13 protein-coding genes are annotated in these 14,490 nt (G+C 64.5%); 5 read left to right on the top strand and 8 right to left on the bottom strand.

All coding sequences use genetic code 11. From position 1 onward, the window contains the following. Window positions 1-14: 14 nt before the first annotated feature. From F4U94_RS06535 to F4U94_RS06515, 5 genes are all read right to left on the bottom strand, one after another. On the bottom strand, window positions 15-1,328 hold the full coding sequence (locus tag F4U94_RS06535; protein ID WP_120250382.1) for a DNA-packaging protein: 1,314 nt from the start codon (window positions 1,326-1,328) through the stop codon (window positions 15-17). 242 nt (window positions 1,329-1,570) lie between these two features. After that, complete coding sequence (locus F4U94_RS06530) at window positions 1,571-2,242, bottom strand: hypothetical protein (RefSeq protein ID WP_120250383.1); 672 nt, start codon at window positions 2,240-2,242, stop codon at window positions 1,571-1,573. A 192-nt stretch (window positions 2,243-2,434) separates the two neighbouring features. After that, window positions 2,435-3,082 (bottom strand): glutathione S-transferase family protein, encoded by a 648-nt coding sequence (locus F4U94_RS06525; protein ID WP_120250384.1) that lies wholly within the window; start codon window positions 3,080-3,082, stop codon window positions 2,435-2,437. Window positions 3,083-3,332: 250 nt separating this feature from the next. Then, window positions 3,333-3,947 carry a DJ-1/PfpI family protein gene (locus F4U94_RS06520; protein ID WP_120252087.1) on the bottom strand — a complete coding sequence of 205 codons (615 nt, stop codon included), beginning with the start codon at window positions 3,945-3,947 and terminating at the stop codon, window positions 3,333-3,335. Between the two features lie 93 nt (window positions 3,948-4,040). Beyond that, window positions 4,041-4,835 (bottom strand): hypothetical protein, encoded by a 795-nt coding sequence (locus F4U94_RS06515; RefSeq protein WP_427771444.1) that lies wholly within the window; start codon window positions 4,833-4,835, stop codon window positions 4,041-4,043. A 194-nt stretch (window positions 4,836-5,029) separates the two neighbouring features. Here F4U94_RS06515 and F4U94_RS06510 point away from each other — a divergent pair, with 194 nt between their 5' ends. From F4U94_RS06510 to metK, 3 genes are read left to right on the top strand one after another with little or no spacing between them, the layout of a single operon-like run. Continuing rightward, entirely contained in the window at window positions 5,030-5,665 is a 636-nt protein-coding gene (locus F4U94_RS06510; protein ID WP_120250385.1) for a YqaA family protein, read from the top strand. A gap of 1 nt (window position 5,666) precedes the next feature. Next, the gene (gene lnt, locus F4U94_RS06505; RefSeq protein ID WP_172598766.1) at window positions 5,667-7,259 is read left to right on the top strand and encodes an apolipoprotein N-acyltransferase; all 1,593 of its coding nucleotides are present in this window, start codon (window positions 5,667-5,669) and stop codon (window positions 7,257-7,259) included. 57 nt (window positions 7,260-7,316) lie between these two features. After that, a complete protein-coding gene (metK, locus tag F4U94_RS06500; RefSeq protein ID WP_150411875.1) occupies window positions 7,317-8,516 on the top strand; it encodes a methionine adenosyltransferase in 1,200 nt (399 codons plus the stop codon). A 161-nt stretch (window positions 8,517-8,677) separates the two neighbouring features. Here the strand turns inward: metK and F4U94_RS24745 are convergent, their stop codons facing one another. Then, complete coding sequence (locus tag F4U94_RS24745; RefSeq protein ID WP_172598767.1) at window positions 8,678-9,034, bottom strand: hypothetical protein; 357 nt, start codon at window positions 9,032-9,034, stop codon at window positions 8,678-8,680. 65 nt (window positions 9,035-9,099) lie between these two features. Between F4U94_RS24745 and F4U94_RS06490 the strand changes: the two genes are divergently transcribed. Continuing rightward, the gene (locus F4U94_RS06490; RefSeq protein ID WP_120250387.1) at window positions 9,100-10,209 is read left to right on the top strand and encodes a hypothetical protein; all 1,110 of its coding nucleotides are present in this window, start codon (window positions 9,100-9,102) and stop codon (window positions 10,207-10,209) included. A gap of 51 nt (window positions 10,210-10,260) precedes the next feature. Continuing rightward, window positions 10,261-10,956: a tRNA (guanine(46)-N(7))-methyltransferase TrmB gene (gene trmB / locus F4U94_RS06485; protein ID WP_120250388.1), complete on the top strand. Its 696-nt coding sequence runs from the start codon at window positions 10,261-10,263 to the stop codon at window positions 10,954-10,956. 40 nt (window positions 10,957-10,996) lie between these two features. Here the strand turns inward: trmB and F4U94_RS06480 are convergent, their stop codons facing one another. Beyond that, window positions 10,997-11,929: a metallophosphoesterase family protein gene (locus tag F4U94_RS06480; RefSeq protein ID WP_120250389.1), complete on the bottom strand. Its 933-nt coding sequence runs from the start codon at window positions 11,927-11,929 to the stop codon at window positions 10,997-10,999. Window positions 11,930-11,997: 68 nt separating this feature from the next. Further along, window positions 11,998-14,490, bottom strand: coding sequence for a TonB-dependent receptor (locus tag F4U94_RS06475; RefSeq protein WP_120250390.1), 2,493 nt, complete (start codon window positions 14,488-14,490; stop codon window positions 11,998-12,000).

Genomic DNA, 14,490 nt, shown 5'->3' with positions numbered 1-14,490 from the left:
CCGCGCCGGACCTTCTACATCGCCCGCACCCGCGCCTCGCCCTTCTTCCCCAGCATCAGTTCGCTCAGCGCCCACACCAGCGCATCGGCCCGATCGGGCGACCGCCCCGGCCCGACATAACCGCCCCCCGCCAGCAGGCCGCACATCTGGTCCTCCAATTCCGGGAAGGCGCCGCGATGCGCCACGCGCCCGGCCTCATACAGCGCCGCCACCGGCTCCGCCCGCGCCGCTTTCCCGCGCGACGCATGGACCAGCTTCACCGGCATCGTTTCCTGCGCCGCCACCAGCACGCTTTCCACCATCGCCCCGCCATTATTCGCTTCGGCCACCACCCGGTCGGCGCCATGAACCAAAGCCGCCGCCGCCACGGCCCGTGCCCAGCCCTCGGGCGACTGCCCCGCCACGCTCGCGTCCGCAATCACATAGGCCCGCCCGTCGTCGCCCAGCCCCGCCACCACGATCCCGCAGGCGTCGCCACCCACCGACGCCGGCGGATCGACCGCCACCACGACCCGCACCAGCACGCCGGGCACATGCGCCACCCGGCACCGCTCGACCAGCGCACGCGACCACAAAGCGCCCTCCACCTCCTCCATCAGTTCGCCGTCCAGCTCCTGCCGCCCCAGCCGCGTGCCGCCATAGCGTTCCGCCATCGCCGCAACGAAGCCTTCGGCCAGATGCGCCGCATTCTCCGCCGTTCGCCCCCGCGTCACCACGACGTCGGCGCCATCCCGCGCCACCAGCCCACGCACCAGCGGCACCGGTCGCGGCGTCGTCGTCGCCAGCACGCGCGGCTGCCGTCCCAGCCGCAATCCCATCATCAGATTGTCCCAGGCCGCCTGCCCCCCCGCCCATTTGGCGATCTCGTCGGCCCAGCCATGGCTGAACTGCGGCCCGCGCAAACTCTCCGGCTCCGCCGCCCCATAGAGCGTCGCCATCGCCCCATTGGGCCAGCGCAACGTCCGCAGCGCCGGCGCATAAGCCGGCCGATCCCACCAGGGCGCGATCGCCAGCAGCCCGCTCGCCCCTTCCACCATCACGCTGCGCGCCTCGCCCAGCGTCGCGCCCACCAACGCGATCCGCGCCGTGGGATCACCTTGCGCGATGGCGCGCACCCATTCGGCCCCGGCCCGCGTCTTGCCATAACCACGTCCCGCCATCATCAACCAGATGCGCCAGTCGCCCGCCGGCGCCAACTGTCCCGGCCGCGCCAGAAATGCCCAGTCCTGCTCCAGCGCCATCAATGCCTGCCGGTCCAGCTGCCGCAACACCGCGTCCCGCACATCCCCCGGCTCCAGCGCCAGCCGCTCAAATTCGGAAAGCGCCATATTTGTCCTCCCTCTCTATTGGGTGCATGCTGCATCAGTCCCGAAAGACTTTGCCATGGTCCGCGCGAGACAAATTATCGAACAAGCGAAGATGCGAACCTAAAGCTACCCGTTCCCCGGCGTAGGCCGGGGCCCAGTTCACAGCGTGCACCTGGACCCCGGCCTCCGCCGGGGAACGCGACCCATGGGCCGTCTTGATATGCCCCCTTACTCGTCCTGATGTTCCCCAGCGCCGTTCGCCCTTAGCGAAATCGATGGACCTTAGCGGCAGGTGGGAGATGAAACTTGCCTCCAATCCAACCTCCCCCCCCACCCCGCAACCGCGCATGCGCGACATCCAGCGCCGCATGCACGCGTTGCCGCACCGCGCCGTCATCCTCGACCACGCCCGCCGCCGCGCGGTCCATCCGCGCCTTGCGGATCGCCGCCACCGTATCCCGATGGGCCATCAACAGGCGCACCGCGACGCCCACATCCTGCTTGCGCGTCACCTTGTGCGTCTTCACCACGCCCTCGCCGTCGCGCACCGTCTCCTCGCTCTCATGGCCAAACAACGCCGCGCGCATCAGCATCAATTCGATTTCGCCATAGCCTTCCGCCAACGCATCCTCCCAACGTTCCGCAAAGGCAGGATCGATCGCCTTGCGCCGATAGGCGCTCGCCCGGCACACGCCTGCCTCGCGCGCCGCCTCGCTCGCATTGCAGGTCTGCGCCAGCGTCGCGAAGAAGATGCCTTCCTTCTTCGCCGTCCAGCTATCGCTTCGCCCGTTGCGCATCTGCCCCTTGGCCTTGCCGCCCGCCCGCTGCCGCCCCGGCACCAATCGCGCCCCGCTCTTCACGGCCCCGTCCTCTACAGCCTTCTCCACCATGCCCCCGTTCCCGGCCGCCCCGTCCTGCGCTCTCCCGCCCGCCATCCCTGCCTCCCCCGCCCTGAAAATTCGGCCCGAAATCCGCCCCCAAAAACCGCGCAAACAAAAAGGGCCGGCCCTTTCGGACCAGCCCTTTTTGCCGTCACCTGCATCAGCGCGTTGGCGACTCACATTTTTCCACTGTGCCAACCTCTGTCAGATCAGCGTGACGATGTCAATATAAATGTTCCATATTGGTTATTTTTCAACCATCGCCTGGATCATCGGCGCTTCTTCCGCCAAAGCCGCCGCCACACTGGGCCGCGCCTTCACCCGCGCGGTCCACGCCGCCACCTTGGGCCAGCGATCGGCACTCAGCCCATCCGACACATAGGCCACATTGATGATCGGGCAAGCCGCCGCCAGATCCGCCAGCGTGAAGCGATCCTCCACCAGCCAGCCACTTTCCGGCAGCACATCCTCCAGATAATCGTAGATTTTCGGCATTTCCTCGGCCTCGGCCGCGTCCGCCGCCGCCAGGTCCGGCTCGCGCTTCAATCGCTTCGCCACCGCCCGGTTGAAGAAGATCTTCTGCCCCGCCGCCTGCACCACCGTATCGCCGAATTCCTCAAACCATATAGTCCGGGCGCGCGCTCTGGGTTCGGCCGGGATCATCTGTGTGCCAGGGTGCAGGGCATCCATATAGGTGATGATCGCGGTCGAATCGCACAGCAGGAAATCGCCATCCTCCAGCGCCGGGATCTTGCCGAAGGGCGACCCCTTCAGATAGCCTTCGCCCCCACGCCCGAAACCGGCCGTCTGCACGTCGACATCGATCCCCTTTTCCGCCGCAAACACAATGACCTTGCGCACGAATGGCGACGGCCGCGCCCCATGGATGATCATATTTCTCTCCTTCTGTCGTCAGGTCGGGTGGCGGCACTCTGCCAATCCAGTAGCAATATCCAATCTATTTATGCGACCGCGATAAGGCCGACTGCTGTTACGCGTTCCCCGGCGTAGGCCGGGGTCCAGTTCAGAGCTTTGGACTGGACCCCGGCCTATGCCGGGGAACGCAAGACCAAAGGCTCACATCATTGCGTCCGGGCATCGAATATGATGCAAAATATCCCGCTTTCAAATTGAACCGTTCAGGCTAAGCGGAGTGAAGTTCCTCAACCACCAGAAACGGCGCCACCACGCCCATCACCCGCGCGACCGTCTCCGCTTTCTCCCCCACCGGCGCGACATAGTCGATCACGTCCCGCGCGGCCTCTTCGCCCGCCCCGCGCGCGATCGCCCAAGCGCTTAAATAGTGCGCCGCCATGCACCCGCCCGCGCTCGCCACATTGCCGGTCGCATGGAACGGCGCCTCGATCACCTGCGCGCCGGTCGCCACGACCCAGGGCTTGCTGGTCACATCGGTACAGACCGGCACGCCCTCCAGCAGCCCCAACTTCGCCAGCACCAGCGCACCCGAACATTGCGCCCCGATAATCTGCCGCGCCGGGTTCAGCCGCAACCGCGCCATCAGTTTCACATCCGAAACGACTTCGCGCGTCCGCACCCCGCTCCCGATCAGAACGACATCGGCTTCACCAGCATATTCAAGCGGTTGCTGCACCGCGACCTGCACGCCATTCATCGACGTCACCGTCTCGCCCGGCCCGCAAATCTCGGCCCGCCAGCCCGGCACCCGGTTCAGCAGCGCCAGCGCCACGAAACTGTCCAACTCGTTGAATCCATCGAACGAAACCACCGCCACCCGCATCATCGCCTCCACACACAAGCGCTCGCAATGACGATGGCTTTATAGGCAGCAGCAACCATCCGCCCGATCCGCTCGCAACGAATTGGCGTCTTTTCAGAATTGCGGTCCGGAAACCCCCGGCGCCAGCGGCTTGGGCGCCGGCCGCGATGGCGATCCAGCCTCATCGCCCGGTCCAGGATCAGACCCCGCCCCCGGACCACCCGGCACCATCGTCCGGGTATAATCGATGCGGATCCGCACCCAGCTTCCCACCATCTTCTTGCCATCGACCCGCGGCGGCATCACCAGAAACTGCCAGGCCGCCAGTCGCACCGCTTTGGCAAAGCCCGACCCCAGCGGATATTCCCCCAATATCTGGCAATTTTCGACATGATAATGGTCGATCGTCTTGCACGCCACCAGGCCATAGCCCCGCGCCGGCGCATTGGCCGGCAAATAGGTGGACAGCTCCGCATGGGTCGGCCGCCGATACCATTCCGCCTCGTACAATTGCACCCCGCCCGGCCCTTCGCCCGGTCCCTGCACCGCAGAACTATTGCCCTTGCCTTCACCCACGCCCTGCGTCCCCTTGGGCAGGTTGCCGATATCGGCCGACGCCATCTGCTCGCGATTGAGCGTCAGAAAGGGGAAGGGCGATGGCGGCTGCTCGGCGGGCTTCTCGACGGGGACCGGCGGCCGCACCACCGGGTCGGCCTGCTTCTGCGGCGAAGATTGCGTCTCCCGCTTCTCCGTCTTCTCCGCCTTGGCCTGTTGCTGGTCGGTCTTCTGGCCCGTCTCCACATCGAACGTCACCGGCAGGCGGTCGTCCACTTTGGGCGGCTCGAACCGGGGCGACAGGGTGAACAGGGCCAGCAACAGCAACAGGTTCAGCACCAGCGCAAAGACGATACCGCCCGCGCGCTGCCGCACCTTCGACCATGGGATAGGGGGAATATTCAAAACAGGGCGACCGGACAGGGCTATTGGGATGGGGTCATGCCCAGACGGCGCCAAACAATCAACCCCGTCCGCCCGCTCCCTGTCGCATCACCGTCACGCAAAAGCGCTGGCGACCCGAAACGATCTCGGCTAGGCCCGCCGCGATGCTCAATAGGCTCTACCAATGGACGCTGGCAAAGGCCGCGCACCGCCACGCCGAACGGTGGCTCTTCGCCATCAGCTTCATGGAATCGAGCTTTTTCCCGATCCCGCCGCATCCGCTGCTCGGCCTCATGTGCCTTGCCCGCCCGGAACGCGCGATCCGCTTCGGCTTCATCTGCACCCTCGCCTCGGTGCTGGGCGGCCTGTTCGGCTACGCCATCGGCCATTTCCTCTATGAAACCGTCGGGCAACAGATCCTGACCGCGCTCGGCCTCGCCGCCAAATTCCCGGTCGCGGCCTGTTATCTGCGCGATTACGGCGCGGAAATCATCCTGATCAAGGGCGCGACGCCCATCCCGTTCAAGCTCATCACCATCACGGCGGGCTTTATCGGCCTGCCGCTCTTCACCTTCCTGTGGGCCAGCATCGTCAGCCGCGCTTTCCAGTTCATGCTGGTGGGCTTCCTCTTCTGGAAATTCGGCCGCCCGATCAAAGCCTTCATCGAAAAATATCTGGCCCTCCTGTCCGCTTTCTTCCTCTTGCTTCTAGTCGGCGGTTTCCTCGCCGCCTCGATGCTGACCGGCGGCGGGCACAAGAGCGACAAATGCTCCGGCGCCACGCTGGAATCGATCCGCTGACGTGCTGAAGCAAGCCTTCGCTCGCCACCCGAAAATCGCGGCGCTGCTGGCCGGCTTCGCCTCGGCCACCGGCTTCGCCCCGCTCAACCTCTGGCCGGTGACGCTCGCCTGCCTCGCGCTGCTAATGGCCCTGATCGAACGCGCGCCCGACCGCCGCGCCGCCTTCTCGCGCGGCTGGCTATTCGGCCTTGGTCACTTCACCCTCGGCCTCAACTGGATCGCCCACGCCTTCACCTTTCAGGACAGCATGCCGCACTGGTTCGGCTATGGCGCGGTCGTCCTGCTCTCGCTCTATCTCGCCGTCTATCCGGGCCTCGCGACCCTTGGCGCATGGTGGCTCTCCCGTACCAAACTCCCCTCCCTTTCAGGGAGGGCCCGGGGGTGGGTAGGCGAGCGAAGCGAGCCTCTATCCTTCCCCCTCCTCTTCGCCGCCCTGTGGCTCGCCACCGAATTTCTGCGCTCCACCCTCTTCACCGGCTTCGCCTGGAACCCGCTCGGCGTCACCTTGCTGCCGACTGGCGCAGCTATCGGCGCAACCCTTATCGGCACCTACGGCCTTGGCGCGCTCACCATCCTTGCCGCCGGCGCTTTCCTGCTCGCCGTCCGACGCCGGTTCCGCCCTGCCGCCATCCTCGCCGCCCCCCTCGCCCTGCTCGCCCTCTGGGGCCTGCTCTCCCCGGCGCCTGCCACCCCTGTTGGCGCGCCCCGCATCCGCGTGGTCCAGCCCAATATCGGCCAGGACGAAAAATATTCGGTCGAGGCGGAATATCGCAATTTCCGCAAGCTCTCGACCCTGTCGGGCCAGCCCCGCCCGGCCCCGCGCCTCATCTTCTGGCCCGAAGCCGCGATCCCCGCCTATCTCGACATGGAGCCCGACTGGCGCGCCCGGCTCGCCCATCTGCTCGGCCCCAACGACCTGCTGATGACCGGCGGGGACAAGGTCTATTTCAAACCCGTCGAGGAAAACGGCGCACTGGTGAACAAACTCTCCGGCGCCAACAACAGCGTCTGGATCGTCACCCCCGCCGCCACCATCGCGGGCCGCTATTCCAAGGCGCATCTGGTCCCCTATGGCGAATATCTGCCGATGCGGAACATTCTCGAACCCATCGGCCTGTCCCGTCTCGTGCCCGGCGACGCTGATTTCTGGCCCGGCCCCGGCCCGCAAAGTCTGACCCTGCCCGCCAATCCCGGCCGTCCCGCGCTCAAAATGGGCATCCAGATCTGTTATGAAATCATCTTCTCCGGCCATGTGATCGACCCGGCGAACCGCCCCGACTTCCTCTTCAATCCCTCCAACGACGCCTGGTTCGGCAGTTGGGGCCCGGTCCAGCATCTGGCCCAGGCCCGCCTGCGCGCGCTGGAGGAAGGCGTGCCCATCATCCGTTCCACCCCCACCGGCGTCTCCGCGATCGTCGATGCGCGCGGCCATGTGGTCCACGCGCTCGGCCTCAATCGCGCCGGTTTCCTGGATGCCGGCCTGCCCCCCGCGCTCCCCCCCACGCTCTTCGCGCGGCTGGGCAATTGGGCGCCCGGCCTGCTGATGCTTATGCTCTTGGGCGCGGCTCTTGCGCTCCGCAGAGCCAAAAGCTAATAGCCACATAAACATTTCTTTATATCGCAACCTGCCCAAGCACCTTACGGGAGTCATATGCGCAATCAATTTCTCTTCACCTCGGAATCCGTATCCGAAGGCCATCCCGACAAGGTCGCTGACCAGATTTCCGACTCGATCGTCGATCTCTTCCTGTCGAAAGACCCCGAAGCCCGCATCGCCTGCGAAACGCTGACCACGACCCAGCTCGTCGTCCTCGCCGGCGAAATCCGCTGCAAGGGCGTCTACGAAAACGGCGCCTGGGCACCGGGCGCGCAGGAAGAAATCGAAGCCACCGTCCGCGAAACGGTCAAGCGTATCGGCTATGAGCAGGACGGCTTCCATTGGGAAACCTTCCGCTTCGAAAACAACCTGCACGGCCAGTCCGCCCACATCGCCCAAGGCGTCGATGAAAGCGGCAACAAGGATGAAGGCGCCGGCGATCAGGGCATCATGTTCGGCTATGCGTCGGACGAAACCCCCGACCTCATGCCCGCCACCCTCTATTACAGCCACAAGATCCTGGAACGCATGGCGGACGACCGCCACAACAAGGTCGTGCCCTTCCTGGAGCCTGACGCCAAGAGCCAGGTGACGCTCGAATATATCGATGAAAAGCCGGTCCGCGCGACCGCCCTCGTCGTTTCGACCCAGCATGCCGCCGGCATGGACAATGACGACAGCCGCGCCGAACTGCGCGCCTATGTCAAGGGCGTGATGGCCGACATCCTGCCCGAAGGCTGGCTGCCCGGCGACGAAAGCATCTACGTCAACCCGACCGGCCTGTTCGAAATCGGCGGCCCTGACGGCGACGCCGGCCTCACCGGCCGCAAGATCATCGTCGACACCTATGGCGGCGCATCGCCCCATGGCGGCGGCGCCTTCTCGGGCAAGGATCCCACGAAGGTCGATCGCTCGGCGGCCTACATCACCCGCTATCTGGCGAAGAACATCGTCGCCGCCGGCCTCGCCCGCCGCTGCACGATCCAGCTGAGCTACGCCATCGGCGTCGCCGAGCCGCTCTCGCTCTATGTCGATCTGCACGGCACCGGCACCGTCGAGGCTTCGGCGATCGAAGCCGTCCTGCCGACCCTCGTGCGCCTGACGCCCAAGGGCATCCGCACGCATCTGGGCCTCAACAAGCCGATCTACCAGAAGACCGCCGCCTACGGCCATTTCGGCCGCACCCCCGACGGCGATTATTTCCCCTGGGAAAAGACCGATCTGGTCGATCAGCTCAAGGCCGCGCTGGCTTGACCTGCTCCCCTCCCGTTTACGGGAGGGGTAGCGAGACTTATGCGCGCAGCGCGTTAGTCGCAGCGGGGTGGGCACATCGCACCATCATTAAAGGGCGCCAGCGCATCAGCCTTCGGCGCCCTTTCTCATGCCCACCTGTCCGGAAAATGACGAAAAGTTCATTAGGCAACCGCTCCTGTCGGGCGCATAAAAGCCAAGTCGGGTTTGCAACCCCTGTCAAACCCGACACCCTCCTCTCCCCAAAGAGGCACATCATGACAAAGACGGTTGCCATAGCTCTCCTCGGCCTTTCCCTGATGGTCGGCAATGTTGCTCCTGCATCTGCCGCGCCATGCAAGGACGCGAAGGGCAAATTCGTCAAATGCGCACCCAAGCCGCCCGTCAAAAAGGCGCCCTGCAAGGATGCGAAGGGTCGTTTCATCAAGTGCAAATGACCTGACGAAGGATGCGGCGGTGGGCGGCTTCCAGCCAATGCCCGTCGAAATCCGGCGATGCTTCTCCTCAAACATCGTCGCCAACCTCTTGTCATTCCGCCCCTTCCCGTTACCCTGCTGCACCGTAGGGTTTCGGGAGGGGGCAGTTCATGCGTATCACATCATTGGCTCTGGCCCTCGCACTGACAGCATTCGTCCTCGCCAGGCCCGCCGCAGCGCAACCTGCCGCGCCGATCGGGATCGCGACCAAGGCGAATAAGCCCTGGACCCATAAGCCCAGCGCCATTGCCTTCCCCAGCGCGATCGACGGCTTTGCCCGCAGCGAGGTGCAGGATCTCAGCGAAGGCGGCCTGCTCGACGTCTCGGTCGCCTATGACGACCCGATCGGCCACACCCACGTCAATATCTACATCTATCATGCCGCAGAGCCTTCGACTGGGCTCTGGTTCGATGTCGCGGCGACCATGATCGCCACCAACGACAAGTTCGGCACGGTCACGCCGCAGGGCGATCCTACGGCCTTCACCATCCCCGGCGCCAGCGTTGCCGCCGGCCTGCGCCAGAGTTTCACCATCACCCAGATCGGTCGCAGCAGCGGCGTCGCCCTGATCGCACTGGGCGACTGGGTGGTGAAGCTGCGCATGACCTCCCCTGTCCATGACGTTGTCCAACTCGACGCCGCGATGGATCGGCTTATCCAGCAGATCGGCTGGCCCAGGACACTTCCGCCTCTGTCAGCCGCCACCACGCTGTTACCCTGCGCTCAGCCAAGCCGCTTTGGCCCCCGCGCCAGCAAGATCATGCAGGACAACGCCGCCACGCTCCTTGGTGCGATGATGGGCAGTATGGCGACCGAAAGCCGGCAAAAGGCCCGCAAGGAGGGCAAGGCACCAACGGCTCCCGCCCTATGCGTCCATCCCGATCGGATCGGCGGGCGCCTGCCCATCTATCAGGGCGAAGGCGACAATGTCGGCTACATCATCCCGCTTGGCGATTCCGGCGTGCTACTGGACGTCGCGCAGGATGCCCTGATCGGCCTGCTGGCGACTGAAAAGGACAAGGCCGCCACGCCTGCGCCATGGTCCGTCACCGTGAAGAAGCTCGACCGGTGGGTACAATATCCCAGCTACGCCATCATTCCGCCGCCCGACCAGGCGATCGAGATTGTTCAAAATGAAGCGCCCCTTTCCTCAACCATCCTCGATGGCAAGGGTGGTAGCCGCATCAACATATCGCCCGACGCCATGAAGACGAACTAGGACCCGCTGCCCGCTTGCCCCCACGGCTCCGCCCCGCTATCGGCGCTGCCCATGACAGCGCATAAATCCGGCGATCCCACGACCCTCAACCGCCTCTACGGCCGGCAGTCGGGACCAAAACTCCGCAAGGGCCAGCAGGAACTGGTCGACACCCTCCTGCCCGCCGTGTCGGTCCCGGCGGAAGGCGAAGTGACCGCCGCAGACCTGTTCGGATACGACCGCCCCCTCCATTTCGAAATCGGCTTCGGCGGCGGCGAGCATATGGCCTATCGCGCCGACATGCTGCCCGATCATGGCTTTATCGGCTGCGAACCTTTCCTCAACGGCGTAGTACAGGCGCTCGGCCATATTCGCGATGGCGCGCTCGGCAACGTCCGCCTCCACATGGGCGATGCGCTCGACGTGCTTGCCCGCATCCCCGACGGCTCCTTGAGCTTCGTCTATCTCCTCCATCCCGACCCATGGCCCAAGGCGCGCCATGCCAAGCGCCGGATGATGAACCCCGGCCCGGTCGCGATGATCGCGCGCAAACTCAAGCCCGGCGGCGAATTCCGCTTCGGCACCGACCATCCGGTCTATCTGCGCTGGGCGCTGATGGTGATGAACGGCCATCCCGATTTCGACTGGCTGGCCAGCGAAGCCAAGGATTTCCAGACCCGCCCCGGCGGCTGGCCCGAAACCCGCTACGAAGCCAAGGCCCGCCGCATCGGCCACGAAGTCTGGTATTTCCGCTACCGGCGCAAATAGATGACGGCCCGGCGTGCAGCCGGCCTCGCGCCAGAAATGCTCATATCGGCACGTCTTCCCTGTCTACGGCGGCAAAGCCATAGGTGCGGTATCGCGCCTCCACGCTCCGGCCGGATATGAAGATTTCGCTATAGCCTTCCAGCGTGCCCAGGAAGCTGCCGCGCCAGTCCGCGCCGGCGACGGCCCCGGTGCTGATGAAGCGGATGCCGTTCAGCTCGATCTGCTCGAACACATGGCTATGCCCCTGAAGCACGGCCAGCACGTCATGCTCGCGCAGGATGCGCAGCACGTCCCGGCCATTGGCCACGAAGGTCCAGTTGTGCAGCGTATTCAGCCAGGATTCCGGTTCATAACATTGCATCGCCGTGATCAGCGGAATGTGGGTCACGACGATGATGCGCACACCCTTGGGCTGGGCGGAAAGGTCGGCCTTCAGCCATGCCAGCTGCGCGGCATCGACCCGACCTTCATAATTGCGATCGTCCGTCAGCCCGACGGAATCGAGGACGACGAAGTGCACCCCCTTGTGATCGAACGCATAATAGCGCGGCCCGAACCGATCCATGTAGAATTGCTTGCCATAATCGGGCGCTGACGGATCGATCCCGCTCTTGGCGAACAAGCCCAGACAATCATGATTGCCCAGCACATGATGCACGGGCTTGCGCAGATGACGGCGTTCGGTGCGCTGATACAAGTCCATCAGCATCGTCGCCCGCGCACGGCTGGCTTCCAGCGCATCTTCGATATGATCGCCGCCATTGATGACGAAATCATGGTCGGATGCCGAAATCTGCTCGAAACAGGCGGCGCATCCCTTGTCCGCATTCAGCTCCGGCCGGATATGGCAGTCGCTGATGAAGGCGAAGCTGAACCCGTCTCTGTCCAATGGTCTGTCGACGGCGGCCGCCGTTACGGCGGAGGCGACAAACGGCGCGCCGATGGCGGCCTTGAGTAAAGTGCGACGATCCATGACAGGCCCTGTCTCGCTTATGGCGAACCCTGGTCCCGACGCGCGCCGGGACCAGGGTTCTACCGATTTCAGAAATGCACGCGCACGGTGCCGAACACCTGCCGGGGCGCGGCCGACTGCAATGTCGTGTAGGTGCCGTTCGGGTCGGACGTCACGAACCCGGCCGTACCTGTCGAGGCGATATAGCGCTTGTCGAACAGGTTCATCACGTTGAGCTGGACGTCCAGCCTCTCGCTGAACCGATAGCCACCCGAAAGATTGACGTTGACGGCGCCCGGCAAGGGCGCGTCGTTCAGATAGCTGTAATAGCGCTTGCTGCGATAATGCGCCGTCGCCTGCCCCCACAGCTTGCCGTCGTCATAATTGATTTCGACATTGCCGACATGTTTGGGCGACGCGACGACCTGCTTGCCCTTGGTCGCGATGATCGCGCCGCCCAGCGGCTGCACGTCATCGTCATAGGTCGCGTCATTAAAGGCCCAACTGCCATAGAGCGACCAGAAGGGCGCAAACTTCCAGTTCGCCGCCGCTTCCACGCCGCGCGACGACACGCTGCCGACATTCTGCAACACATTCTGGTTGCCGACGACCGTGGCGCTGATCGACGAAGCCAGCAGTCGATTGGTGAACTTCACATAATAGCCGGCCAGCGACAGTTGCAGGTTGCGGGTGTGGAAGCGATAGCCTGCCTCGAACGTATTGGTCATTTCCGGCTTCAGGTCGTCGCGGATATAATCGAACCCGGCCTGCGAACTGCTGGAGAAAGGGCCGCTCGACGTGGACGCCACGAACGCGGCCATGTTGCGCGTGTAGCCGGCGAAAAATTCGCTGCCGCCGTCCAGCGTGTAGAGGATGCCGGCCGTCGGCAGGAACCAGTTCTTCGCCTGGATCGAACCGTCGATCGGCTTTGTGCTGACGATGCTGTGCGCCTTGTTCGTGGATACGACGCCCTTGACCCCGGCGTTCAGGCGCAGATGGCTGGTCGCCTGCCATGTGTCGCCAATATCCAGCTGAAGCGTGTTGGTGACATAGCGGTTGCGGAAGGTCGTCTTGAACGGATCGTCGTAAAATTGCTGAAACTGTTCGGGCGTGACGCCGGCCTTCAGCCCGTAGAGATAGGAGCCTTGATTGAAGACATTGCGTTCGTACCAGATCCCGCCTTCGATCTTGTGATCGCCCGCTTCGAATGTCAGTCGCGACACCACGCCCTTGCGATCGATGTCATAGCGCAGCGCCGACACGGACACCGGCGATCCCCCGAAAGCAGCCGGGGTCGGATCATAGGGATCGGCCCAGGTACCGATGCCCTTGTCGAGGTGCATATAGCCGGTGGTGAAGCCCGACAGGCGCGGCGAGATGCGATATTCCAGCTTCTCATAGGCCAGAAGGTCGCGCCGTACGCCGCCACCCTGATAGACGCTGTCGTCGGCATTCACATAGGGGGCCGGCGGGGTGCCGCCATTCTGCACGATCAGCGCCAGTTGTTCGGCCAGCGGGAATGTCGGGACATTGTCGAAGTCCCAGCCATAGGCCTTCAGCTTGGCGAGCGAGACGTCGTTATAGTCATCCTCGCGCCGGTCGATCAGGTTGAGGAAGCTGGTCGATGTCACGCTGTCGCCGATCGGCTGCACATATTTGGCGTTGATCTGGTCCTGCTCCTGCTTGCCCCATCCACGCCATTTACCCTGTCGGTCATGCGCATAGGATAATGCCAGCCGCCCGCCCCAGGGCAGTTCGCCGCTGTTCACCCGCACGAAACTGCGCCAGCTATCCTCGCTACCGTAGCTTTGCTCCAGGTCGATGCCGAACTCTCTGGTCGGATCGATGGAGGAAAAGTCGACCGTGCCGCCGATATTGCTGGTGGACGCGGTGCCCAGCGCGCCGCTGCCCTGCGACAGGGTGGCGGGGCCGTTATTCTCGGTCAGCAGCGCGCGGTTGATCGAAAGGCCGTTATTGTTGCGATACTGCATGTTGCCGAGCGGCACGCCGTCCAGCGTATAGCCCATCTGATCGGACAGAAAGCCGCGGATCGACAACTGGGTCGCGGCCTCATAGGTGCCATGCGCATCGGAAGAATCGAAATTCACGCCCGGCAGGCGGCTGAGCGCCCGCAGCGGCGACGAACCGGCGGTCGCCTTGCCCATCGCCTTGGGCGCGACGGTCTGGACCTGGCGGGATTCGCCCTGCCCCAGGACCACGATGTCGGTTTGCGGGCTGTTGTCCGCGATGGCCTTGGCCGGGGCATCCGGCGCGACCGGCGCGGCCTTGAGCGAAATCATGCCGGCCGTCTCGCTGGCGATCACCAGCCCCTGTCCCGCGATCAGGCGGCGCAGCCCCTCGCTACGGGTGAAGCTCCCACGCAATCCGGCTACCCGGCGATTGGCGATCGCGTCATAGGGAAAGACGACATGGACATGCGCCTGATCGGCGAACTGGTTGAGGGCGGTGGCGGTATCGCCGGCCTTGATCTCGAAATTCACGCGCGCCTGCTGCCCCTGGGCATAGGCGGCAGCCGGCATCGCGGCCGCCACGATGGCGGTCGTCGTCAGTAACTTCAGCAT

The sequence above is a fragment of the Sphingobium limneticum genome (genome assembly GCF_008710155.1).
Lineage (GTDB): Bacteria > Pseudomonadota > Alphaproteobacteria > Sphingomonadales > Sphingomonadaceae > Sphingobium > Sphingobium limneticum.
Note: the sequence above shows the minus strand (reverse complement) of the source record. Positions and strands in the feature narration are given on the sequence as shown.